Origin of the sequence: Pseudomonas sp. P129, assembly GCF_020312195.1 — a bacterium.
Lineage (GTDB): Bacteria > Pseudomonadota > Gammaproteobacteria > Pseudomonadales > Pseudomonadaceae > Aquipseudomonas > Aquipseudomonas fragariae.
In genome coordinates this window covers 13,798-37,546 of the sequence record NZ_JAGPYS010000007.1, presented here as the reverse complement: position 1 = coordinate 37,546, position 23,749 = coordinate 13,798, and the positions used below count along the sequence as shown (strand labels likewise).

General features: G+C 57.7%; 23 protein-coding genes and 2 pseudogenes. 7 read left to right on the top strand and 18 right to left on the bottom strand.

Features of this window, described 5'->3' with window-relative positions; all coding sequences use genetic code 11:
* Positions 1–70: 70 nt before the first annotated feature.
* The 5 genes from KBY02_RS17095 to KBY02_RS17075 all read right to left on the bottom strand — a co-directional run bounded on the left by KBY02_RS17095 (position 71) and on the right by KBY02_RS17075 (position 7,338).
* Entirely contained in the window at positions 71–2,896 is a 2,826-nt protein-coding gene (locus KBY02_RS17095) for a TonB-dependent receptor (protein ID WP_225650643.1), read from the bottom strand.
* Between the two features lie 99 nt (positions 2,897–2,995).
* Positions 2,996–3,397: an ExbD/TolR family protein gene (locus KBY02_RS17090; protein WP_002555939.1), complete on the bottom strand. Its 402-nt coding sequence runs from the start codon at positions 3,395–3,397 to the stop codon at positions 2,996–2,998.
* Complete coding sequence (locus KBY02_RS17085; RefSeq protein ID WP_003425751.1) at positions 3,397–4,083, bottom strand: MotA/TolQ/ExbB proton channel family protein; 687 nt, start codon at positions 4,081–4,083, stop codon at positions 3,397–3,399. The genes KBY02_RS17090 and KBY02_RS17085 overlap by 1 nt, the downstream gene beginning before the upstream one ends.
* A gap of 74 nt (positions 4,084–4,157) precedes the next feature.
* A complete protein-coding gene (locus KBY02_RS17080) occupies positions 4,158–4,982 on the bottom strand; it encodes an energy transducer TonB (RefSeq protein WP_412548790.1) in 825 nt (274 codons plus the stop codon).
* A gap of 1,201 nt (positions 4,983–6,183) precedes the next feature.
* Positions 6,184–7,338, bottom strand: coding sequence for a cysteine desulfurase family protein (locus KBY02_RS17075; protein WP_192875168.1), 1,155 nt, complete (start codon positions 7,336–7,338; stop codon positions 6,184–6,186).
* Between the two features lie 543 nt (positions 7,339–7,881).
* Here KBY02_RS17075 and KBY02_RS17070 point away from each other — a divergent pair.
* Together KBY02_RS17070 and KBY02_RS17065 are read left to right on the top strand one after the other, a co-directional pair.
* Positions 7,882–8,352 (top strand): Lrp/AsnC family transcriptional regulator, encoded by a 471-nt coding sequence (locus tag KBY02_RS17070; protein WP_096135499.1) that lies wholly within the window; start codon positions 7,882–7,884, stop codon positions 8,350–8,352.
* Between the two features lie 83 nt (positions 8,353–8,435).
* Positions 8,436–8,684, top strand: coding sequence for a hypothetical protein (locus KBY02_RS17065; protein WP_003318137.1), 249 nt, complete (start codon positions 8,436–8,438; stop codon positions 8,682–8,684).
* 100 nt (positions 8,685–8,784) lie between these two features.
* On the opposite strand, the gene KBY02_RS17060 is transcribed toward KBY02_RS17065, so the two are convergent.
* Both KBY02_RS17060 and KBY02_RS17055 read right to left on the bottom strand, forming a co-directional pair.
* On the bottom strand, positions 8,785–9,459 hold the full coding sequence (locus KBY02_RS17060; protein WP_096135498.1) for an HAD family hydrolase: 675 nt from the start codon (positions 9,457–9,459) through the stop codon (positions 8,785–8,787).
* 228 nt (positions 9,460–9,687) lie between these two features.
* Positions 9,688–10,509, bottom strand: coding sequence for a helix-turn-helix transcriptional regulator (locus KBY02_RS17055; RefSeq protein ID WP_096135497.1), 822 nt, complete (start codon positions 10,507–10,509; stop codon positions 9,688–9,690).
* A gap of 97 nt (positions 10,510–10,606) precedes the next feature.
* Here KBY02_RS17055 and KBY02_RS17050 point away from each other — a divergent pair, with 97 nt between their 5' ends.
* Positions 10,607–11,494: an SDR family oxidoreductase gene (locus KBY02_RS17050; RefSeq protein WP_096135496.1), complete on the top strand. Its 888-nt coding sequence runs from the start codon at positions 10,607–10,609 to the stop codon at positions 11,492–11,494.
* 94 nt (positions 11,495–11,588) lie between these two features.
* Entirely contained in the window at positions 11,589–12,479 is an 891-nt protein-coding gene (locus tag KBY02_RS17045; RefSeq protein ID WP_162886542.1) for a hypothetical protein, read from the top strand.
* A 129-nt stretch (positions 12,480–12,608) separates the two neighbouring features.
* Here KBY02_RS17045 and KBY02_RS17040 read toward each other — a convergent pair whose 3' ends face one another.
* From KBY02_RS17040 to KBY02_RS17010, 7 genes and pseudogenes are all read right to left on the bottom strand, one after another.
* Positions 12,609–12,908 carry a hypothetical protein gene (locus tag KBY02_RS17040; protein ID WP_003413920.1) on the bottom strand — a complete coding sequence of 100 codons (300 nt, stop codon included), beginning with the start codon at positions 12,906–12,908 and terminating at the stop codon, positions 12,609–12,611.
* Between the two features lie 129 nt (positions 12,909–13,037).
* Positions 13,038–13,403 (bottom strand): histone-like nucleoid-structuring protein, MvaT/MvaU family, encoded by a 366-nt coding sequence (locus tag KBY02_RS17035; protein WP_003413918.1) that lies wholly within the window; start codon positions 13,401–13,403, stop codon positions 13,038–13,040.
* A gap of 228 nt (positions 13,404–13,631) precedes the next feature.
* Positions 13,632–14,069, bottom strand: a complete 438-nt coding sequence (locus KBY02_RS17030; protein WP_096135494.1) for a GFA family protein — start codon at positions 14,067–14,069, stop codon at positions 13,632–13,634.
* Between the two features lie 187 nt (positions 14,070–14,256).
* A pseudogene (locus KBY02_RS17025) lies at positions 14,257–15,005 on the bottom strand (SDR family NAD(P)-dependent oxidoreductase).
* Positions 15,006–15,063: 58 nt separating this feature from the next.
* Positions 15,064–15,828, bottom strand: coding sequence for a hypothetical protein (locus KBY02_RS17020; RefSeq protein WP_225650641.1), 765 nt, complete (start codon positions 15,826–15,828; stop codon positions 15,064–15,066).
* 148 nt (positions 15,829–15,976) lie between these two features.
* Positions 15,977–17,131 (bottom strand): epoxide hydrolase family protein, encoded by a 1,155-nt coding sequence (locus KBY02_RS17015; protein WP_225650640.1) that lies wholly within the window; start codon positions 17,129–17,131, stop codon positions 15,977–15,979.
* On the bottom strand, positions 17,128–18,048 hold the full coding sequence (locus KBY02_RS17010) for an NmrA family NAD(P)-binding protein (RefSeq protein ID WP_225650639.1): 921 nt from the start codon (positions 18,046–18,048) through the stop codon (positions 17,128–17,130). Before KBY02_RS17010 ends, KBY02_RS17015 begins: the two co-directional genes overlap by 4 nt.
* 113 nt (positions 18,049–18,161) lie before the next feature.
* Here KBY02_RS17010 and KBY02_RS17005 point away from each other — a divergent pair, with 113 nt between their 5' ends.
* Entirely contained in the window at positions 18,162–18,797 is a 636-nt protein-coding gene (locus KBY02_RS17005) for a TetR/AcrR family transcriptional regulator (protein ID WP_225650674.1), read from the top strand.
* Between the two features lie 228 nt (positions 18,798–19,025).
* Positions 19,026–19,244 carry a hypothetical protein gene (locus KBY02_RS17000; protein ID WP_003437240.1) on the top strand — a complete coding sequence of 73 codons (219 nt, stop codon included), beginning with the start codon at positions 19,026–19,028 and terminating at the stop codon, positions 19,242–19,244.
* A 188-nt stretch (positions 19,245–19,432) separates the two neighbouring features.
* Here KBY02_RS17000 and KBY02_RS16995 read toward each other — a convergent pair whose 3' ends face one another.
* The 4 genes and pseudogenes from KBY02_RS16995 to KBY02_RS16980 all read right to left on the bottom strand — a co-directional run bounded on the left by KBY02_RS16995 (position 19,433) and on the right by KBY02_RS16980 (position 22,240).
* The gene (locus KBY02_RS16995) at positions 19,433–20,791 is read right to left on the bottom strand and encodes an MFS transporter (RefSeq protein ID WP_225650638.1); all 1,359 of its coding nucleotides are present in this window, start codon (positions 20,789–20,791) and stop codon (positions 19,433–19,435) included.
* Positions 20,792–21,173: 382 nt separating this feature from the next.
* A pseudogene (locus KBY02_RS16990) lies at positions 21,174–21,375 on the bottom strand (hypothetical protein); the annotation flags it as partial.
* Positions 21,376–21,590: 215 nt separating this feature from the next.
* Positions 21,591–21,797, bottom strand: coding sequence for a hypothetical protein (locus tag KBY02_RS16985; protein ID WP_003344664.1), 207 nt, complete (start codon positions 21,795–21,797; stop codon positions 21,591–21,593).
* A gap of 56 nt (positions 21,798–21,853) precedes the next feature.
* Positions 21,854–22,240 carry a hypothetical protein gene (locus tag KBY02_RS16980; RefSeq protein ID WP_003344666.1) on the bottom strand — a complete coding sequence of 129 codons (387 nt, stop codon included), beginning with the start codon at positions 22,238–22,240 and terminating at the stop codon, positions 21,854–21,856.
* 1,135 nt (positions 22,241–23,375) lie between these two features.
* Here KBY02_RS16980 and KBY02_RS16975 point away from each other — a divergent pair.
* Complete coding sequence (locus KBY02_RS16975) at positions 23,376–23,654, top strand: hypothetical protein (RefSeq protein ID WP_225650637.1); 279 nt, start codon at positions 23,376–23,378, stop codon at positions 23,652–23,654.
* Positions 23,655–23,749 lie beyond the last annotated feature (95 nt).

The following is a 23,749-nucleotide window of genomic DNA, read 5'->3' as shown; positions in this document are numbered from 1 at the left end:
CCTGGGCCGGAGGGGGCGAGCTCGCAATCTGACGTGGCCCACGGAGCGTGTATGGGCCACGTCGTCACACTCAGAAGTGGTAAGTCGCGCGGGCGAACAGGGTGCGGCCCAGCGGGTCGGCGTAGCGAGGGTCGTAGCCGGACTGGAAGTTGTAGGCCTGGTTGGAGAACGGCGGGTTGCGGTCGAACATATTGCGCACACCGGCATCGATATCCAGCACCTTGTCGAAGGTATGACCCACCGACATGTCCCACAGTGCATACGACGCGACCCGCGCATTGGTGGTGTGGTCGTAGTCGTTGTAGCCGCTGGTGAAGCGGTTGGTGATGGAGGCGCGGGTATCGCCCAGTGCCCAGGTACCGGTCAGCACGTGTTTCCAGCGCGAAATCACCCCGTCGCCCTGGAAGTCGCCGACCTTGTCGGTGTATGGGCCGTCGATGATGTTCTGGAAGTCGTAGCGGGTGACGTAGGTGCCGGTCATGCCCAGACCGAACTGGCCGTAAGGCGTGTTCGGGAAGCGATAGTCGAGGGTTACGTCGACACCGCTGGTCTTGACGATGCCCAGGTTGGCGTTGCCGGTGACGATGTTGGCGATCGAACCGTCGGCGGCGCGCACGTAGCGGTCGGCGTAGGTATTCGGGTCATCGAACACGGTCGACTCGGGGAACGCCTGGATCTGGTTGGAAATGTGAATCCACCAGAAATCCAGGCCCATCGACAGGTTGTTGACCGGCTGATAGACGAAGCCCAGGGTCATGTTGCGGGCTTTTTCCGGGGCCAGCTCGGTGTTGCCTCCGCCATTGTTGAGGAACTGCTGCTGGCAATCACGACCGGCGTTACCACCAGGCTGGACGACACCACCGGCACACAGCACCGGGTCGTTGTAATAGCCCTGGGTAAAGGTTGTGCTACGCGGGGCATACAGTTCGTACAGCGAAGGTGCGCGAAAGCCTTCGCTGTAGGCACCACGGACCACCAGTTGCTTGAACGGCTGGTAGCGGAACGAGTATTTCGGGTTGGTGGTGCTGCCGAAGTCGCTGTATTTGTCGTGACGAACGGCGGCGGTCAGTTCAAGGCTGTCCAGCACGGGGACATTCAGTTCGGCGTATTCCGCCTTGACGCTCCTGTCACCTTCGACGCTGCCTGCGGCATCTGCGCCCAGACTGCTGACGTCGTTGACGAACGCTTCGTACTCCTGATGCATTTTCTCTTTTCGGTATTCGCCACCTAGCGCAATGCCGGCAGGCCCTGCACCGAACCAGTCACCGATTTCCCGGCTGATGCGCGCATCCAGCCCGGCCACCCGGCCCACGGCGCTTGAGTACTGGCCATGGTATTGACTGGCGTCAATCAGCGCCTGACCTGCAGCGGTCTGCGGACCAAACGGATTGAGGGTGCCGTTGGCGAGGCCATTGAGCATTGCAGCATCGCTGATGTAACCATCGGTGAGTGATGACAACACTTTGTTCTGGTTGTAAGACGCGCCAACGTTGTAGTCCCAGCCACCCACCAGACCGTCGAAATTCAGCAGAAAGCGCTGACTGGTATTTTGGTCGCTTGATCCGCGTGGGCCTGCTGCCGTTTCTCGCCAGGCGGTGCTGACCGGTTGCGTCGGGTCGAGGGTGAAATCGGTGGGGGCCGGAGTGATGCCGTTGCCGGGATAGAAGGGTGACGACGAGTCCAGTGACAGCCCGGTGAGAGGCGCTGGCCCGATATCGGTGTGGTTGTTGTTGCGGGCCCAGAAGTATTCGAGGCTGACGTTATGATCGTCGGCCAGCTTGCCGGTAGCCCTGCCGAAAAAAGAGGTCTTTTCGGTTTGCGGGATCAGGTCGATGTATTCGCGAGTGCTGAATCGGCAGATGCCGTTGCTGGCTATCAGGCTGGGGCCGCTGCAGTTTCTGCCCAGCGGGTTGGCGGAGTTGTCGCCCTGAAAATAATTGCCGGGATATGCCGTCCCGGAGGTCTGGTTGAGACCGCGTCCCGGTACGTAATCCTTTGCAAACGAACGATCATTGGCGTCCAGATTCTGCTGCTTGTTGTAGTTGAAGACGCCCATCACGTTAAAGCGGTCTTCTTCCAGATCACCGAAGCCCCAACTGGCACTCATGTCTTTGGTCGCACCGCCGCCACTGGCGGTCGGCGTCTCGCCGCCGAGGGTCAGGCTGCCGTCAGTCAGGGATTTCTTGGTGATGAAGTTAATCACGCCGCCGATGGCGTCGGTGCCGTACAGCGCCGAGGCACCGTCACGCAGCACTTCCACGCGGTCGATGGCAGCGAACGGGATCATGTTCAGGTCAATGGCGCTGCCGTTGGGCGTACCCACACCGGACAACGCATTGTTGGCCAGACGTCGGCCGTTGAGCAGCACCAGCGTCTTGTTCGCACCGATGCCGCGCATGTCGGCGAAGGAGGCGCCTCCTGTTCCGGCTCCGACCGAGCCTGCGCTGTTGTTGATCGACTGGCTGCCGGTGATGCGCTGGACCATTTCCTGGGTGGTGGTCACGCCCTGTTTCTTCAGGTCGTCGGCGCGCAGGATGGTAATCGGCACGGCGGTTTCGGCATCGACCCGGCGGATCGCCGAACCGGTCACTTCTACACGTTGCAGCTGGGTCGTGGCAGGCACAACCGCTGCGCTGGTGGACACGGCCGAGCCGCTGGTGTCTGCATCGACGGCGTCTGCCGCCTGGGCACCGCTCATGCCCATGGCCAATGCACAGAGCAGGGCACGTGGATGACGCCGGACCGCGAGGGCCAGTGGTTTGAGGGTGCAACCGGGAAGATTCATCAGCATGGTTAGTTCCGACTTGATCCAGACATTATTGAAATGGCCTTGTGAGCCCTCTGTTCCCGACGCGGTTGTGCCGAGCGGGAGTTCCACTTCTTCTTTTTCCAGCAAGCCGCTCCCCTCCAGGGGCTTTTCAGCCCACGGACAACCGCATTCACGGGGGTCGGGTCAGACGGCTTCGCGAGGCGAAGCCACCCGGTCAGTCGAGCGTCATTTCGCTGTCATGACGGATATCTTGGTAATGCCAGAGCGTTCGATGGAGGCCATGGCCTTGGCCACCTGGCCATAATTCACGGCGGTGTCGGCCTGCAACTGGACGCGGATTTCCGGGTCCTTGGCCTTTTCGTCCTGCAGGCTTTTTTCCAGCAGCTCCGGGGCGATTTCCGATTTGGCGAGGTAGAACTTGCCGTCCTGATCGACGCTGACCACCACCGGGTTTTTCTTCTCGGCGGGGGCGACTGCGTCGGTCTTGGGCAAGTTGACCTTGATCGCATTGGTCATCAACGGCGTGGTGACGATGAACACCACCAGCAGCACGAGCATCACGTCGACCAGCGGCGTGACGTTCATTTCGCTGAGTACTTCATCGCTGTCCTGAGTGGAGAAAGACATTAGCTGGCCTCCCGAACGGCATGGCCATTCTTGCTGGCGATGGGCTGGCGCGTGACGGCAAAGGCGCTGCGCTGGGCGAGGGCGTCGAAGTCGTGGGCGAAGTCATCCATGTCGGCCACGGCGAGCTTGAGGCGGCGCAGGAAGAAGTTGTAGATCAGCACTGCCGGCACGGCGACGGCGATACCCACGCCGGTGGCGACCAGCGCGTGACCGATAGGCCCGGCGACCGCTTCAAGGCTGGCCGAGCCGGTCACGCCGATGCTTTGCAGCGCTTCCATGATCCCCCAGACCGTACCGAACAAGCCGATGAAGGGCGCGGTGCTGCCGATACTGGCGAGAATCGCCTGGCCACTTTCCAGCGCGCGCCGCTCTTTTTGTATCTGCTGGCGCAGGTTGCGCTCCAGGCGGTCCGAGCGGTTGATGGTGTGCGCCAGTTGTTGCGTGGTGCGCGGCGACTCATCGACCGCCATGGCTTCGAAGCCGCTGTTGGCAATACGTGCCAGCGCGCCGGGGTATTGCGCAGAATGCTCGGCAGCGGTGAGCAGGTCCGGCGCGCTCCAGAACACTTTGGTGAATTGTTTGTTCTGGGACTTCTGGCGGACGTACTGCGCCGACTTGATCAGCAACAGTGCCCAACTCAATACGGAAAACAGAATCAGTGCCCAGAGCACGGCCGGGACGATCATGGAAGAGAGCGATGCGTTCATGGTTTAAACCTCACCAGCTTTGATAATTGAATAGTCGGTTGTCATGCGCCGGATCATTCCGGCAACTTGAAGTCGATGGTCTGCGTCGCGAAGCCTTCTATCGGCGTGTCACCGCGTTTGGCCGGTATGAACTTCCAGTTGCGCACAGCCTCCACGGCCGCTTCGTCCAGTACCGGTTTGCCGCTGGATTTGGTCACCTCTACAGCCCCGGCGCGGCCGTTGGGCAGCACCTTGATGCGCAGAATCACGCGACCTTCCCAACTGCGTCGCAACGCCAGCCCCGGGTATTCCGGCGGTGGATTGCCCAGGCTGGCGAGTCCGGATACCGCAGCGCTTTCCTTGACCGGAGCCGGTGGCGCAGCAGGTGCCGGCGGCGCGGGCGCAGGTGTTGGCGGCGCGGGCGGGCTGGGCGCAGCGGCAGGCTTGGGCGCAGGCGGCGTCGGCTTTTTCACCGGCTCGACCTTCTTGACCGGCTTGGGCTTCTCGACCTTGGGTTTTTCCACCAGTTTGGGCGGCGGTTCGACCGCGTCCGGATCCTCGACCGGTTGTTCCGGTTCGGGGGGAGGCGGTGGAGGCGGCGGCGGAGGTGGTGGCTCGGGCGGCGGCGGTTCCGGGGCGGGTGGTGTCGGGCTGGTCAGTTCAATGGTCATTTCCGGAACTTGTGGCGCAACTTCCGGCACGTCTGGCTGGGCCGCTTGCATGTACCACCAGATCACACCATGAATAAGTACCGACGCAGCAATCAACACCATTACTTGCGGCTTGTTAAGACCGCCCGGGCGTGATGTATTGGCGCTGAAAGGAATACCCTGCCACGCCGTCGAAGTGTCATCGGGCGAGGGAGAGGGAACCGCTTTCATTATTACCGCATCATTCATTAACGCTCCCTCGGGTAGTTAAAGGGCAATAAAAATCCGCTCGAACAATGGGTAACTGTTCGATTGATGAAGACCTGCACATTGTTGATGGGCAGGGCAACGCGGTGGGTGCGCACACGGCGAACTCAAACGGTTAAAGGACGTCTTGAATCAGGGCACTGACATTGCAGATCCTTGCTTTCTTATCGTCATGTACGGGGACGTACAGCGATGTTCCTGAATGCTTACATTGCAACCGCTGTGCCAGAACGCCCTAGCTGGAACCATTGATGCAGAGCGGGTGTCGCATTCGTATAACTATTTATCGATTCCCGACTTCATTGACTTCAAAACCGCACAGATGAATAAAAGGTCGAACAAAAAAACAGACAAACAATGACCCTCTGCTTGAGCAGACGCGTTCGAAAATCATGACCTGCAAGTCACTTTGTTTGATGCACCAATACTGTGTCACGAGGATCATGTTGGTGCGTTAGTTGATCAGCGCTTCATAAAAACAATGCTCCGTGTAGGTACGCGGTTGTGTGGACAGTTATCGTTGTTGAAATAAAAGCCATTCCATAGGTGATGGCAAAATGAAACCACTTAAAATAAAGTGTCGGACACTCTTTATAGGTCGACCGTCTTTTAATTAAAAACAGCCCCTTGTGTACTTATTACGCGCACGGGCGCACACGGCCCTGATTCATCATCAGAACTTTCAAGGCACACGCAAAATGTCTTAAGTCCAGACGTGCAGGGCCGTCGAATAACAACACGCAGATCGGGACAAGGGTGAAGCGACCGTGCAGGCGTCGCTTGAGGCAGGTGCTGCCCAAGGTGTGGATTGCCAACGTAACGGTGGTCTGACGCAAGACTGATAGGGCACAGCTAGATTCCTTTCCTGGCGGGCAGCGAGACTTGTGGTCTGCTCCCCTGCACTGTTTGTGGACGCTCTGACGTCCGTGAACTGCACTTTGGTGCGTGTAGGCACCCCATGAATGCAGCGTGCACCATTGGTTTATGGCACGACCGTTCCACTTGAAAGAACTGTGCCAATTTGTGTCTTTTTGTATCTGGAGGAGTACATTTTCATCTGGAGACGAGTTTTTGCGGCTGCAGGGCGCAGTCACTGACCCCGGCGGGTATCAACTCGGCAGATTGGCGCGGGTGCGCCGGGAGAGAGCCGCCCGAGATTCGGGCGGCCTGTAGGTGTCGTCAATTACCAGAACGCAGCAGGTGCGCTGAGCGCCTTGCTGAACACCTCGATGGCGCGCTCGACATCTGCCTGCGTGGTGTAGCGGCCAAGGCTGACGCGCACGCTGGCCAGGGCCTTGGCAGAGTCCATGCCCAGAGCAAGCAGCACATGCGAGGGTGCATTGCTGGCCGAATTGCACGCGGACGTCGAGGACAACGCCAGGCTGTGGGACAACTGCGAGCTGGTGAAGCCGCTGCGGGTGATGCACAGGTTCAGGGTGTGCGGTATGCGTTGTTGCGGACAGCCATTGAGTTGTACATCCGGCAGGCTCAACAGGCCTTCGCGCAGGTGACGACTCAGCCCTTCGATACGACGGTTTTCAGTGTCGGCCTGGCTGATCGCCAAGGCAAAGGCCGTCCCCATGCCGACGATCTGATGGGTGGCCAATGTGCCCGAACGAAAGCCGCCTTCATGTCCGCCGCCGTGGATCTGCGCTTTCAACAGTGAATGCGCACGCGGGCCCACGTACAGCGCGCCGATACCCTTGGGGCCGTAAGCCTTGTGCGCCGAGAACGACATCAGGTCGACGGCCAGACTCGACAGATCGACCTTCACCTTGCCGACGCCCTGCGCAGCGTCCACATGAAACAGCGCACCGTGCTCGCGCACCAAGGCGCCAATGCTGGCGATATCGGTCAGCGTACCCAGCTCATTGTTCACCAGCATCAGCGACACCAGCAGCGTGTCTTCGCGCAAGGCAGCCTGTACGGCTTGAGGCTGGATCAGGCCTTGAGCGTCCGGTTTCAGCCAGGTGACGGGAAAGCCCTGACGCTCCAGCGTGCTGACGGTGTCGAGCACGGCCTTGTGTTCCAGGACGCTGGTGATGATGTGGCGACGTTGCGCGCTGACATCATGGGCGATGCCCTTGATCGCCAGGTTGTTGGACTCGGTAGCGCCGGAGGTCCAGACGATGGTATCCGCAGGCGCACCCACCGCATCGGCCACCTGTGTGCGCGCCTGTTCAACGGCCTGCCGCGCCACCTGCCCATAACCGTGCCCGCTGGAAGCCGGATTACCGAAATGACCTTCGCGCCCCATACAGGCAACCATGGCTTCGATGACCTGTTCATCGACAGGTGTGGTGGCGGCGTAATCCAGATAGAGCGCAGAAGTGGTCATGGGCAATTCGCTTTGTAATCGAGTCAAAATCAAGGACTGGCATTACCAGACCGACTGCTTGAAAGATTACTGATCCGCACGCGAAAATTTATTGATATTTGCACGGGCATGGGCAACCAATGCGAAAAATTATTCGCTTAAACTTGGATTTTTACGATTAAAAATTCTAGGATGCTGCATCAGGCGCAGAATCGCAGCCAGACATCCGCTGTTCCGCACGCTACGCGTGCAAGGTACAAGGTGCTGCACAGTCGTGTGACGCAGAGCGTCACGAAAGGCATGCCAACGCGGAGCATTGGCACGATAGTCATGCTGAGTAAGGCGCGGAATCAGAGCCGGACACCTATCGTTCCTCACGCTCCGCGTGGGAATGCAGTTCTGGACGCTCCGCGTCCAATCCGGGGTGCGAGGTGCTGCACCGCTGGGTGACGCAGAGCGTCACGAAAGGCATGCCAACGCGGAGCATTGGCACGATAGTTACCGCAGTCAGACCTCCATCGTTCCTCACGATCAGTGTAGAGCGACTAACGCAGGAAACCGCTAATGGACAAATTCGACCGGGCAATCCTCGACATCCTGCAAACCGACTGCACCCGTTCGGTGGCGGACATCGCCGAGCGTATCGGCCTGGGCAGTACCGCGTGCTGGCGACGTATCCAAAAGCTGGAAGAGGCCGGCATCATCGACCGCCGGGTCGCGCTGCTCAATCCGCAACGGCTGAACGTGTCAGTCAGCGTCTTCGCCGCCATCCGCACCAACCAGCACAACGCCGCCTGGCTCGAACAGTTTCACGCCGCCGTCGGCGAGCTGCCTGAAGTGGTCGAGTGCTACCGCATGGCAGGCGACACCGACTACATGCTGCGCATCGTGGTGGCCGACATTGCAGGGTACGACGAGGTGTACAAGCAACTGATCAGCATCCCCGGCATCAGCGACGTGAGCTCGAGCTTCGCCATGGAACAAATCAAATTCACCACCGGCCTGCCCTTGCAATACGCATCGTTTGGCGGCTGAGCGCAGCCACGCTCATCGATTGAATCGAACCCTCAGCCCGATGCCACGTCCACTTTCTTTGGCAAACGAAAAAGGTGGCTGACATGACAACCGATCACATACTCACAGACAGCGTACCCAAAGAAGACCCCGCCAGCCCGCAACTCGGCCAGTACGACCGCGAAGCAGACCCGGTCCTCGCCATGAACGCGAACAGACCCGGTGTCGGCCCGAAAAAAGGCGACGAGGTGAAGAAGCGTACGGAACACGACGAAACTTACGATGAAGGTGAGCCGGAAGTGGACGACGCCGATAGCGTCTCGGATGAGGGCGGCGGCACTCTGCCGGGCTGAGGGAGCACAAATATGGCGCTGAGGTGGTGTAACAGCTCAAACGTGTTTCTGCAGGTACGTTGAGCTGCTCACATGGATTGGAAACGATGAATCCGTAGATTCAAGGCCGAGAAGCAATCTCGTCCAGATGATTCAGCAGATCCAGCGGGTCTTCATACACCCTCAACGCGCCAGCGCGCTCAAGCTCGCCAATGTCGTAGCCACCCGACAGCAAGCCAACGCCGGTTGCCTTGCAGCGACGCGCCGCCAGCATGTCCCAGATCGCATCGCCGATCACCAGACACTCGCCGATCGGAGCGTTTATCTTCTTTGCAGCCGCCAGGAACAGGTCGGGGTCAGGCTTGCCGTAACTCACATCATCGCGCGTAACGATGTTGATCTTGTTGATGTCCAGTTTCAGCGCTTTGAGGTTGATCGTCGCCGTATCGATCCCGCCGCTGGTGGCGATGCACCACTTGAGGTTTTCCTTGTCGAGCGTCTCCAGCAACTCGACGGCGCCGGGCAATGCGATGATCTGTCCTTGTAGCCGCTCGTAGGCCTGAGCATGTTTCTCGCTGAGCCGTTCGGCTTGTTCTTCGCTGATGTTCAAGCCGGTTTCACGCGACAGTGATTTCAACATCAGCCCGCCGCTCATGCCGATCTTGCGGTGAATACGCCACATCGCAAGCGAGATCTTTTCTGCATCCAGCGCTTCTTTCCAGGCGGCGACGTTTTGATAAACGCTGTCGGTCAGCGTGCCGTCCAGGTCGAAGATGAAGGAAGTCTGGGGTCTCATAGGGTTACTCTTTTTGAATGCGGATTGACCATCTGGCGAGGTCCGGAGCGTTGTGAGTCGATACCTGTTCGGCGGTACCGGGGGGCTTCAATACGGCGTTGCCAAATGGCGGGAAAGGGTTGGTTTTTTGAGGTCACACACTTTCGAGTACGTGATGGAATGACGGTTCGATCTTTCGGGCGGGAGGGCGATCTGGTAGCAGATAAGCCTGATAGTTCTAAAGCCGCATTAACGCTGTATGTAACCCTCCACCAGCGCCTGAATCCGCGCCGCGTCATCCTCGGTGACCGGGTTATAAACAATCATCGACAGATCGGGCCGGCCATCCACTGCGAACCCCGAATACTCCAGTTCAATCAGCCCATGAACCGGATGCCGCAGGCGCTTGGTGCCTTCGCCCTGTGAACGCACATCGTTGTCGCGCCACAACGCAGCAAAATCGGCGCTGAGCGTGCAGAGTTCGTCAGCAAGTTCGCGGAGTTCCGAGGCAGCACCGGCACGGGTCGCGTCGGCTCTGAATGCGGCGACGATAAAGCGCGCGACGGCCTGCCAGTCGTCCTGCTTTGCTCGTGTGCCAGCGTTGCAAAACATCAGGCGCAGGATGTTGCGCTGCTCTACGGGCAGCAGGCTGTAGTCAGTAAATACAGCTGCCGCAGCGTTGTTCCAGGCCAGAACATCCCAAGTGGCAGTCTTGATAAAAGCAGGGCTGAACGCGAGCGTATCCAGAATGCGCTGCAAGCGCGGCGATACGCCTTCGGGCGCGCTGTAGACCACTTCGGGCAGGTGACCAAAAGCGAGCATGAACAGGTGTTGCCGCTCGGGCTCGGTCATCAGGAGACTTTGCGCGATCCGGTCCAGAACCTGAGCAGAAGGCGCGCCACCGCGACCTTGTTCCAGCCACGTGTACCACGTCGCGCTGATATTGGCGCGCTGGGCAACTTCTTCACGACGCAAACCTGGCGTGCGTCGACGCGTGGTGGAAAGCCCCAGACTCGCAGGGTCCAGACGCGCCCGACAGTCCTTCAAATATGTTCCCAGCGGGTTGGCCATGATGATCCTGTTGGTTTCTATACCCTGATAACGTCACGTCTTTTACGGGATAAACGTTACGCGCACTCTGCCGACTTCAGCAAAGAGAGATTTGACTATGCGCGTATTTATAACCGGCGCCACAGGCTTTATTGGCACTCGCGTCACTGGGGAACTGATCAACGCAGGCCATCAGGTAGTAGGTCTGACACGTTCGCAAGAGGGGGATCGAGCTCTGCTTGCCATGGGAGCCGAACCGCATCGCGGTGATATCGAAGACCTGTCCAGCCTTCAGCGTGGCGTAGAGAAGTGCGACGCGGTGATTCACACGGCGTTTGATCACAACTTCGCGCACTTCGTCGCCAACTGCCAGAAAGACGCTCGCGTTATCGACGCATTGGGTTCTGCACTGGCAGGTTCCGAGCGACCACTGGTTATCACCTCCAGCACCGCGATGGGCTCGTCAGCACCTGGGCAGGCCGCAGACGAAGATCATTTCGACCCGGCGCACCCCAACCCTCGCGTTGCATCGGAACTCGCCGGGCAGGCGCTGTTGCAACGCGGCGTCAACGTAGTCGTGATGCGACTTTCGCAAATTCACAACCCGGCCAAACAAGGCCTGGTCAGCGAAGTGATCAAACAGGCGCAGGAAAAAGGCTGCTCACCCTATATCGACCAAGGCCTCAATCAGTGGTCTGCAGCGCACCTTGAAGACACGGCGCGCCTGTATCGTCTGGCTCTGGAGAAACATCAGCCGGGGGCTCGTTATCACGCGACTGCCGAATCAGGCATTACTTTCCGCCTGATTGCCGAAACCATCGGAGAACACCTCGGCCTGCCCACCTTGGCCGTGCCCCCCCATGAAGCCACCGCACACTTTGGCTGGCTGTCGACATTCGTGGCCAAGGACATGAGCAGCCTGAGTCACAAGACACGCGAGCGCTTGGGGTGGCAGCCCAAGGGCCCAGGTTTGATTGAGGATTTGGGAAGGTGTTTGAAGCGGTAGTGTTTGCAGGCACGCTGCTTTTTACAATTTGTTTAATTACGTTACCGAACAGGCGACCTAAAATCGTGCGTTTGCCATGCAAGGGAAGCAAACCATGAGCATCCACCAGTTGCGTAAGGATGTAGAAGAACACTTTCAGCGATTTGAGCGTGCGCCTTTCAAAGAGGCTTGGCGTCGGCGTGATGCTCGTATCTGTCTGATCTGGATGATCGCATGGATATTGGCACTCTCCGCGACGCTAATATTTTTGCCTTGGACCAAGCTAGCTGACTACATGCCGGCATTGGTTCCTGTGCTTCTGATATCCATGATCTGCGCAGTTCGATTGGCTGAGATCTATGAGTTGGTCCGTGCAGATCAGATGGGCGCTGGACCGCTCACGACAACTTTGGTGCGTTCGCAATTGCGGCAACAATGGTTTTGCACCCGTTATAGCTGTAGTTCTGCCGAGCTCGTCGATAAGGCAAGGGTGATGAGACACTTGTGGGAAGAACGTCAAGAACTCAAGCGGCTGGCCAGCAACGATACGATGGGGCCACGCATCGCTGCTTTCTTTCGTCTCCCAGACCCTGCCCGATTCATCGGGACGCTGTTTGCCATCGCCGCGATCTTTACAACAATGATCACCTTGGGCAGCAACATCGACGCCATTTTCGCCGCCGTACAAGACTGGAGAACAATAGGCTTCAATATCCTACTCGGCACGTTCTTGTGCGCCGAAATCGTGTGGCTTTGGATCATGGTCACCGGCATGATCAGTGAGATAGGCCCTTCATTGCTTGAACAGCTTGGACTGCTGCCCATGAGCAGCCGTCGAGTTTATCGGTATTTGCTTGCAGTGCATGGTGCGAGTGAGCCTGTAACGCCTGTTCCCAAGGCAACGCGTGGATTGCTGAAGATGAGCTCTTTGTTCTTTATGCCCGTTGGCGAGGTATGGGCAAAGGTGCGGACGCGTTTTTTAACAGGCTCAGCGGTCGGGGCCTGAATGAGGTGCTGAGATGACCATCGTGCCAATGCTCCGCGTTGGCATGCAGTTCGTGACGCTCTGCGTCACAAAGCTACAGTCTGGCAAGACGGCCCCAAGGCCTACAGAATCGCGTGAAATCAGAACGATTTACTGGTGAGTGTCCGCATTCTCAGCCGGATAAAACTCGCCCTGGCTCCCCATCCTTTCCAGCCGCTCGCGAACGAGTGCTTCGACGTTGGCTACTGCAGCCTTATCGTCGGGGTCGACCAGTTGCAGGCACAGGCGCCGGGCGTTCTGATCGTGGGTGCCCTCGCTGAGCATGTCGTGGGTAGGGACTTGTTTGCCACGCCACAGACATAGCTCGGTATGAGTACCGCCGAGCCATATTTCGTTGACTGATCTGAGGTCAGTGGAAGCCAGTTGGTCCACAGTGATCGTCTTGTCCATTGCGCTGTACCTTTTCAGTGAGTCGATACAGGTCAGACGAACAGCCGCCGCGGATCGTTCCCGGCGTCGGCTGTTCAACAGCGCCAACGGTGAAGAGTCGACGCCCTGAATCAATCGACAGGCAAGGCTTTACTTCTTTAGCCAACCCTCAACAACATCGGAACCATGCTCCGCTTTCCATTCCTTCAGAATCTTGTGATTCCCACCCTTGGTCTCGATCACTTCACCGGTTTTCGGATTTTTATAAACCTTGAGTTCGCGCGGTTTGCGCTTGCCCGCAGGCTTATCAGCGGTCTGTCCACGAGCCGAAGTCTGTGGGTCCAGAAGATTGATGATGTGCTTCAGGCTGAAGCCATAGTGCTCAAGCAGCTTGCGCAGCTTGGTTTCGAACTCGATTTCCTTCTTGAGCCCCTGGTCGCCTTTCATCGTCTCCAGTGCTTTGAGTTGCTCGGCGAGATGCTTTTCCAGCTGACGGTATTCTGCGAGTTTAGACATGGTATTTTCCTTATAAACAGGTGTGCGTAGTTAGTGAGAGAGATCGTGCCCGTTACAAGTTCAGCCTATTTTCCGTAGAGGCGCAGTGGCTTCCAATACGCTGTAGTAACACGATAAGCCAGATTGCCCGGGCTTCCAGTTATTTTCAGAAAATGCGATTTTCCGGGCGCGCGTCAGTAGCTTTCGATCAGAGCGGTCACTGAGGTCGCTTGAGCGATTTACCTCATCTCAGGAAGTAGTAATAGGGATGTAGCGTAGGTATCCAGCGATGTCCGACCCGCTTCCAGCAGCTTTATCCTTGGGATGAATTCGCCCTTCGTTGACTGGCACCTGTTCAAAATCAAATGGACTGACTCCTTCGAGACAAGCCACATTAACTCCGTACTGGGCCGGGTTGGAGCGGCGTTGGTGATGTGTATATATCCCGCATTGTGAGCAGAAATAATGCTTCGCTTGCAGGGTGTTGAACTGATAGAGCTTGAGCATCGTCTCGCCAGAAGTGATCTCAATATCCTCCAGGGCTGCTGAAACCGCGACCGCACCGCGCATCCGGCAATAGGAGCAGTTGCAGCGCCGGACGGTCTTGAATCCGTCAGTAAGCCGAACTTGAAATCGTACAGCGCCGCAATGGCAGGTGCCTTGTAACGTTCCGTCAGAGGTGTCCATATAAAACAGTGACTCCGTCTATGGGCTGTGCCGCGAATCGGTCCCGACAGTGACGTCCGTTAGCGCGGAAGGAAGCATTTCCGCCAAATCTGCATCACTTATCATCATGCCATGCTCTGTTCATACCCGTGGATATCGAAAATATCATAGGCCTGAATAGGTTCTAAATTTTCAAAAGTGAAATAAGTCACCAAACAATAGGCTTATCGTCCCAATCCCAAAAGGTCCCGCTGTCGGCCGGTCCATGTGCGCCTACCACCTCAATGATGCGATCCGCCGAGAAAGCCGGTTCGAACAGTTGGCCTTCGGGCACGTTCGCCTGGAATGGCTGAGACAGCTCCGTGTCAGTCGTGCCTGGGTGTATTGCCAGGACAGTAGAGGCCGGGTTAAGGCGTTTCAATTCGATACTGGCCGTGTGCAGCAACTGGTTGAGCGCCGCTTTGCTGGCTCTGTAGCTGTACCAGCCACCCAATCGGTTATCGCCAATAGAGCCAACCCGCGCGGAGAGCGCCGCGAAGGTAGAAGGTTGTTTGCGCAATAAAGGGAGTAGGTGCTTGAGCAGCAGGATCGGCGCAAAGGTGTTGGTTGCGAAACTCGCTTGCAGGCTCGCAAGTGTCAGTTGTGCCAGACCCTTTTCTGCTTTCGCACCGTCCTGATGAAGAATGCCTAGCGATCACATCCAGCAAGCGTCTCGTTCACGAGTGCTTCGAGGGATTGTTCATTGCGCGCGTCGCAGTCGACGCGTTTGATGCGTTGGCCATATTGCTCTGCAAGCGTTGCCAGTTGTGTGGAAGTGCTGGCTTGTCGCGCGACCGCCCATACCTGAGCCACATCATCGCGAGCAAGCAACGCCGCGCACAGTGCCAAGCCGATACCGCGGCTGGCCCCGCATATCAGCACGTTGGCCTCGCTGTTCAGTTCGGGTATCAAACTCATAAGGCACCTTGAGGAGCATGGTTGAAGTGTTTTTGACTTCTTTGAGGCAACTATAGCCCTACCGCCTCGCCAACAACCGCGCCAACCCAGCCGTCACCACAACCGCCAGCAAAACGGCAGCCGCGATAGACAGAAGCGCGCCCCATTGCAATATGGAGTACCTGAGGGTCAGGTAGAAACTCACCACCCCAACGGCGCCAATGGCATTGCCGCGGATTATCGCCGCCAGCTCATAACGCCCGCCTTGCACGTGGACGAACACTGCAAGCGGCCAGGCGATCACCGGGATCGGCGCCAGCAGCCCACTGACCACCGGCCCGAGCCAAGTGGCACTTGCGGTGATCGCCAGCAGCAGAAGAGTGGCGGTCAGCATGCGCATCGGGATGACCCAGCGCGGCAGTGTCACGTATGACGCTACGTCCGGCGGTGTCTGTTTCGAGGTGGCAACGATGATCAACGCAACCATCAGCAGCGTGAAAATGATCGACAGCGCCAGTAAGCCCAACAGGTTCATCAGAAAGGCTGTCGCGCCATACACCGCGAGCGCCAGGACGCATCCCGTCAGCGCTGAAACGCGTCGAGTGATCAGGAAATAAAACAGGTAAGTCGCCTGAATCGCCGCCAGCCCGGCCAATGCCCCAGGCACCGCCATTGAGGCGAATTGGGTGCCTTGCTCGAGGCTGAGAAACAGCATGACCAGCGCCGAGGTCATCGGCAGGCCGGAAAGCAGCCCCGCCACGCCGGTACCCCAGCGCCTGGCCGCCAATGAAATGGCCAGCATGAGCGCGGGGGTGATGAGTAACTTGAGGTAGAAGGCCGTCATGCAGAAAACTTCACATCCGAAGGTGGGCTGAATGCTAAACCTTTTGGCGGTGGGTAACGATGCATGTCAGCGCTTACTCCGTCGCCCGATAGCGCATGTTGTAGCGAGTCGCTCCACCTCCGAGATGTTCAGTACGCCCGCAAAAGTATCAACGCTGCAAGCGGAAGGTCTCACGCACATGCTCGGTGAGCGTTTTCGGGTTTTCCATGGCCGCGAAGTGGCCGCCGTGCTCGGCTTCCGCGAAGAACCGCAGATCGTCGAAACGCGCCTGCGCCCAGCGCCGTGACAGGCGCAGCAGCTCGCCCGGGAACATGCTCACGCCGGCAGGGATTGGCATCGCAGGGGCAGGGCCTTGCTTGTGCATTTCGCGCATCCCTTCCCAATAGAAACGGATTGAGCTGGGGCCGGCATTGGGCAGCCAGTACAGCATGATGTCGTCGATCAGCGCGTCGAGCTCGATTACCCGCTCAGGCTCGCCGCCGCTGTCGGAGGCATCCTGAAACAGCGCATAGACCCACGCCGCCAAGCCAACGGGTGAATCCGACAGGGCAAAGCCTACTGATTGCGGCCGGGTGCTGTGCACTTTCATGTAGCCGGAAAGCTCTCGGTCGTAGCGTTGCGCGTCGGCCAACATGCGCTGTTCTTCAGGCGTGGCCTGGGCGATTTCTGCCTCGGTGGCTTGGTACATCACCATGTTCAGGTGAATGCCGATCAGGCCAGGCGGGCGCATGTGCCCAAGGGCGGTTGTCACGGCCGCGCCCCAATCCCCACCCTGAGCGGCCCAGCGCTGGCCATAGCCCAAACGGTCCATCAACTGCGCCCAGGCCGCCGCCGTTTTGCCCACGCCCCAGCCTGTAGAACGCGGCTTATCACTGAAACCAAAACCCGGTAGCGCCGGGATCACCAAATGAAACGCATCGCTGGCCTGGCCACCGTGGGCGACAGGGTCGGTGAGTGGCCCGACCATCTTCCTGAACTCAAGAATCGAGCCCGGCCAACCGTGGGTCATCAGCAAGGGCAAGGCGTCAGGATGAGGCGAGCGGATGTGTAGAAAGTGAATACCAAGGCCGTCGATCTCGACCCGGCTGCTTTTCCACTGATTGAGCTGGGCTTCGGTGGCCCGCCAGTCATAGCCATTACGCCAGCGCTCGACCAGCGCGCGCAGACGCTCGAGCCGTGGTCCCTGACTGTTGTCGGAGACCGTTTCAGGATCAGGCCAGCGGGTTTGCGCCAGGCGCTGAGCCAGATCGTCGAGCTGCACCTGGGGGATTTGAATAGGAAAGGGTTCGATAAGGTAGGTCATTGTTTGCTCCCTTGCACATGGGTACGGGCCAGCGTGTCACGCACGGACGCCCATTCACGTTGACCATAGCGGTCGTTATCCAGATTGAGCAGCTTGCCGCGCCCGCTCATCATGTCGCGCAGGTATTGCATGCCCTGCCAAGCCGGGAACGGCTTGTCACTGGCAGGCGTGAGCGCGCGCACCACGCCGATAAGGGTGGACAGCGTGCCGATATTGCCGGGGCGCAGGGTACGGTAGCGCCGCCCGGTCAGCTCGGTGAGGAGGCTGGCGATCTGCGCAGGCGACAGGCTGTTACCGGCAATGCGCAGAAAGCGCGGCGTGTGGGGATCCAGCGCGGCATCGGCGGTGAAGGCGGCTACGTCGTCCTTGGCCGTGAAGTCCAGCAACTGTTGTGCATCACCGAAATGCAGCACCCGGCGTCCGGGCAGCATGATCGGCGCATCGCCTTCGAGCAACTCCAGAAAGCCACCGTTGAGGATCGAGGTCACGCTGATGTCGGCCGCATCAAGCTGGGTGAGAAAGCGTCGCCGAAGGTCCAGGTTGCGATTATCGCCAGGCCGGGTACGGGTGTAGTCGAGCGAATAATCCGAGGGAATGAACCTGGGCACGCCAGCGGCTACCGCAGCCTCCAACAGCCTGCCCTGCTGTCCGATGATCACCTCTTCGAGGCCGTTGAGCGTAGACACCACACAACCCGAGCCGGCAATAGCACGGCGCAGGCCCTCAGCGTCATCCAGTGAAACAGGCGTGATCGTCGTGCTGCTGTTGCGCAGGCCATTCAGCCTGGCTGGTTCAGTGCCCGGCCGAACCAGCGCTATGACATGGGCACTGCGCTCTGCCAAGGCCCGCACGACGCGGCGACCCAAATCTCCCGTAGCGCCGGCAACCACAATGGGTAAAGCAGTCGCGTCATTCACAAAGCGCTTCCTTGGTCGTTATGAATAGGTAGAAACGGCGTTTACCTGCTTCCATTTAACTGAACGTTACCGTTTAGTTGACGAACAAACAAGCGGGCTGTAAGTTGCCGGCCATGACAGCGATCAAGACCAAATCCAAAGGCGGCAGGCCCAGGCAAGACCAGGCGGGCGAGGCCGAGCGTCGATTGCTGGATGCCGCGCTGCAGCGCTTTCTGGCCTGTGGTTTCGAAGGCACCTCATGCGAAGACATCGCCCGCGCGGCCGGCGCCAGCAAAGCCACCCTCTATGCCCGTTACGCCAACAAAGAAGCGCTGTTCGAAGCCGTGGTGCGACGTCACGTAGCCACCTTGCTGGTGCCCGCCGAAACAATCCCCGCGCTCCCACTCGAAGGCCGCCTGCGGCACGTGGGCCACGGCATCCTCGAACATGCGCTGCAAGCCGATACCCTGGCCATGATGCGCCTGGTGATCGCCACCTCCAACCGCACCCCGCTGCTGGCGGCTGAAGTCAACCGCATCGGGTGGGAAGGCGGTTTCATCAGAGTACGTTCGGCGATATTGGCGGGCCCGGACCAGCCCAAGGATCCTGACGCACTGGCCCGCCAATTTATCGACCTGGTGTTCGCCCCGCATCAGCTTAGAGCGCTGCTGGGGGAGGATCGGGGGATGTTGATTCAAGGTATTCCGGAACGGGTGGAGTGGGGGGTGAAGATGGTTGGGGTTGCTGGGTTGTTGGGGTTGGGCTTCTAAAGGCTGGTGAGGCAATTGGCCTGAACTGTGAAGCCCGCGGGCATTGGGTGAAGGCCGATTTGTGCTGGCGCCTGAAGGCATTGCTGATGACTGGGTCTCGCATCAGGGCCGCCACTACGCACTCGGGCTGCTCAACCAAGACGGTACCCCGCATATAAAGACAGTCTCGCCCTCTGAAGTCCGCATGCGTATGATCGCATTCTGCCACCAACCAACCAAGGATCGATCATGGCTAAGCACGAAATAAACCTCACCTTGCACACCAAGGTAGTGCAGCGAAAGGACGTTGAAATTGAGGTGCGGAAAGACGATGCGAAGCTTGGAGAACTACTGATCAGCCAAGGAACCATTGACTGGAAACCGCGTGGAGCTCAACACAAGCTGAAGCTCAGCTGGACGCAGTTCGCAGAGCTGATGGTCCAGCACGGGCGACGAGTCAACGACTGACACCCGTTACGAACAACAAAGCCCGCAAAAGGCGGGCTGTCCAATGTCCTCTTAGACTGCCCACTGTCCAAAACACATCTAGATTTCAACAGGGTGCCCAAGCGTGAATCACACAAATAAAACCAAGCCACCGCAGAGTGCGTGTGCAGTCTGCGGCGGCTCTTTTCTGCAAAGCTTGGGGCTCTGAATCAGCTTTGACCTTGCTTCGGATCCTCAGCGTGAGCCCAACGATAATCCAGACGCGGCGCGAACACTTTGATCCGACGCTTGATCTTGATCAGAATCGGGTCATGCACCGGCTCCGGATCTTTCAGGAATACGGTCAGCACAGCACTCAGTGCGTACAACCCGGAGAACGCCCAGACCACGCCTTCAATGCCGTAGCTTTCATTGAAGATCGCAACAACAGCCGGGCCAACCCACGTCGACGCGCCTGCACCCAGGCTCAACACCGATAAGGCAGCCGCTTTGTTGTTCGGTGCCAAAGCAGGGGCAAGCGCCGACAGCGGCACGAAGCACGCCAGGGTCAGGCCGTAGAAGGCGCCGAAGATCGAGGCGATCAGGAAGTCGTTCGGAAACGCCTGCGGCATGAAGAAGAACAGCGGCGTGCTAATCGTGCTGCCCACTGCGCCAAACCACAGGATCGTGTTGCGATAACCGATCTTGGTGCTGATGACGCTGGAGCCCAGGTTGCCGATGATGTTGAACACAAAAACGATGGTCAGCAGGCGCAACCACTCTTCCAGGGTGAAGCCAACGGTTTGCATGAAGAACCCTGGCATGACCACCAGAAAGCCAAACATCGACGAGGTGTTGATGACGCGGACGATACCGGCCAACGACACTTTAGGACGGGTCCACATGATGGTGATGTTCTTGGCCATCGACACCAGCGGACGCTCGCCTTCCGGTGCCAGTCGGCGCATGCCATGAGCTTCGCGCATCCCGACCAGACCAATCACACCACCGATGACCACCAGGGCGAAAGACAGCCAGAAGGTCAGCAATGCACCAATCAACGGAATAGCGATGCTCGCCACCAGAGAGCCCAGCATTGGCAGGCCCGCGGCGTAAGCCACCCAGAACCAGCCCACGGCCATGCCCATCTTGCGGGACGGCGTAGAAGCCGCGATCCAGACCAGGAAACCGTAGGCGAAGAGCGGATAACCGAAACCGCGCAAACCATAGGTCAGCAGAATCATGGAATAGCTCAATTCCTGCAGGCCGTAGACCAGGAAGAGCACTTCGAACACGCTCCAGATGATCAATCCCAGAAACATCACCCGTTTCGGGCCCCAGATATTGGAGAGCGCGCCGGCGAGCCACGATGAAATACCGACCGTGACGCCATAGACGGTGAAGATCATGGCGACTTCATCGCCGGGCATGCCGCGTTCACTGAGGAAGGGCGAGAGGTATCCGAGTTCTACGCCATCGCCGATCATGAAGATCAACAGGCCGACAAAACCCCAGAACATGGGATAGGGAATACCAACTTTGTCGCAGAATCTAACGAGTGGAGTGTTCGGAGTGGATTGATCGCTCAATTTTCCGGTCCTTTTTGTTGCACGACGTTTGGGCGCGCCGTAGGAATGGCCTCGATGAGGTTGAAAGGCAGACTGGATAGCACAGGCATCCGCTTCGGGCAGCGAGCAAGACTGGCTTGATTATTTGACGCGTGGGGGTCAGACATTGGAGCAGCTATCGTCGACCCATTAATCTATGTTTTTCTAGATTTTCGAGCCCGAAGCCATCCTTTTATGCCAGATGAAACGATTCATCACAACCGCGAGCCATTTTTTTGGGTGCGACAATATGTCCGGTTGTATTGCCTGAGGGGTTCGGATTTAGGGGGATGAGGTGTTTCGAATTGTGTATGAAAATAAATACATCTTTTTCCTGGGGTTGTGAGAAAGGCGGTGAGCGGTGTGCCAGTGCTGCCGCATCTTCGAAACCGTTCAGGGCGTCGAACATACCGAGGCCTTTGCTGACATCGGTTGGGGGGGGGGGCGAGCATGCGTACCTCGATGCCCGCTTTCAGTTCCTTGTTCGCTTGGGCCATTTGCTGGGCCAACATCTTCTCGCCGATGACGTGCGGAGCGCACATAACGATCTCATCCAGCACCAAAAGCCAGAAACAACAAAGCCCGCACAAGGCGGGCTTTCGGAGTTCTTTGTAGACTGTCCACGACATGTCCAGATTTCAATATCCAGGCGTCGTTTGAACTGGAGGCTGTGATGCCCGTTTTATAAGGGTGCGGCAGGTAGTATTTTGGTTAGGCATACATGTGGGCATACAAGGTGCATCGCACTGCTGCCTTTGACGTTCTTTGAAAGGCTCGATTGTTAGTCACCGTGACGCACGGTTGTGGGCTCGTCCTGGTGATTCTCTAGCACGGCATATTCACCTCTCTTCGTAACAAGAGAAATGAGCTGCGAGGATTCGCCTCCATCAATGGAAATGCGAACCTCCAGACTCTGATCCTCGAACGAACGAAGCTCTTCTATCAACTGTGCGACGGTTTTGCCGCGACCGATCCATTCTGGGGTCATAAATATTCCAACTGAAGGTATGCGCTGCTGGGGATATCAGCTGTTGAGCGAAGGTTTTACCGGGGCTCACAGGATTGGGTGGGAAAAATACCATTATCCTCGGCCCACTTTCCGTACGCGCTCGCACCCATATTCACAAAATCTGGAAAAGCACCGATCTCGACAGATTGAAAATAGGCGAGGCAATGGCTCCAGTCGGAGTCGATCGGATCGTCCACGACCCAGCACTCGTAACCTAACGACTTCCAGTCAAGATTATGGTCTGAGTTGGATGCCCGCAGGAGTTCCTCTGCAATACGCTCTGCCCATGCAATTGCTTCACCTGCAGTGGCAGCCTCGACGTAAATGCCTGTAGATGACTCGCAGTCTTCAATGATGCCTTTTTGAAACAACGCCCAGCGTTCCGGCTCGTGGTAGGTAAATCCTATGAGGAATTTAGTCATGTTGAATCCTTGTGGTGCTGTCACTGCCAGCAACGTTACCGTGCTTTCGCGGACCTCAGTAATCGGGTAAAGCTGGAAATCGCGAGATGTATGTCATCTTGGGTATCTCCGTCCCACTCCTCCACCGTTTCCAGCTCTGCTCGTAACCTGGTAATACGCTGTTCGATCTCTTCGAATTCAGGAGCTCCACATTGCCTGGCGATTGCCTGCCAACCTTCATCAGAGATTTTTTCCTGCACAGACAAGCCGAACCGGGCATTCACGATTAGATTCTGGAGGTTACTCATCTGAGATCTCGGCTGGGTTGTAGAAGGCGCTAGGGACCCTGAGGATATCCTGAGGACACGGGGTCGGAAACCCGCGACATCGTGGTAGCGACAGCCTTCCCAGCTTACTGAAATTTCAACGTTGAAATTGAAAGATCTTGAAGAAAAAAGGTCATCGTTACCGTGCTGGTAAAGATGCCCTTTTGTGTTGCTGATAACGCACGCATGGCGTTCGTCAACCGGGTCAACTCCGTCAACCTGTCAACCAACTTTAAAAATCCATCCGCTAACACGAACGCGCGGGTTCTTCGTCCCGTATCCTTCCGAAACACTCAGGGTCCCCGCCAACCTACCGGACGATGGGAAAAGTCAGGGGTGAACCGTCGTTCACCAGGTTCACCTGTTCACTAAGCTGACGAAACGTTAGCTACTCAAGATGCGCGGGTTCCCTGCCCCGTGTCTTAATGAACGCCTCAGGGACCCCGGCGTGCTTTGGACCATCCACGTGGCAATCGCTGGAGGGAATGATGCTTCCGGGGAGTGGGGGCTACGTTTCCTCTTAAAGCTGTGTTACCCATGTTACGGGTGTAACGGTGTTATCTAACTAGCTGTATTTATTGAATATTTATTGAGTAACACTGTCGTTGCGCATCAGTAGTGGCAGTGTTACTAGGCTAACTGGTGTAACGCTTTAGAAGAATGAATGAGCGCTTTGATGTATGCCCTTCGGATCATTATCTGCCCAGCAGCCCAGCAGCTCCCTTTTGTGCCAAGCAGCTATCAGCCAAAAAAAAGCAGACATTCAAAGCGTCTACTAAGCTGGGGTCGATACAGAACGTAGGTCGCATCAGAAAGCGAGGAGGAAAATATTGGATTTTACTGTCGTCACTCATTCTTTTCGTAAAGGGCTTGATGCACAAAAATTACGAGGCCAGCTCCCGACGCACCTGCAGGCGTTCCCACGGGGCTGTTGTGGTGTCGTTTCGGAGCTGCTCGGGTACTATCTCAACACTCAGCTAGGTTTGCGGGTTGAATACGTGTGTGGCGAGCGTGGCGGCGGCTCCCATGCGTGGCTTGAGCACGACGGTGTAGTTATTGACATTACCAGCGACCAGTTCGATGGCCGCCCCCCGTATTCATCGCTGTAAAAGATGATTGGTATGCGTCCTGGGAGGAGGCAGCGCGGCACATTGCAATTCATCATCCAAGTGCCTGGACCTACAGCGAGGAGCGCAACATCCTT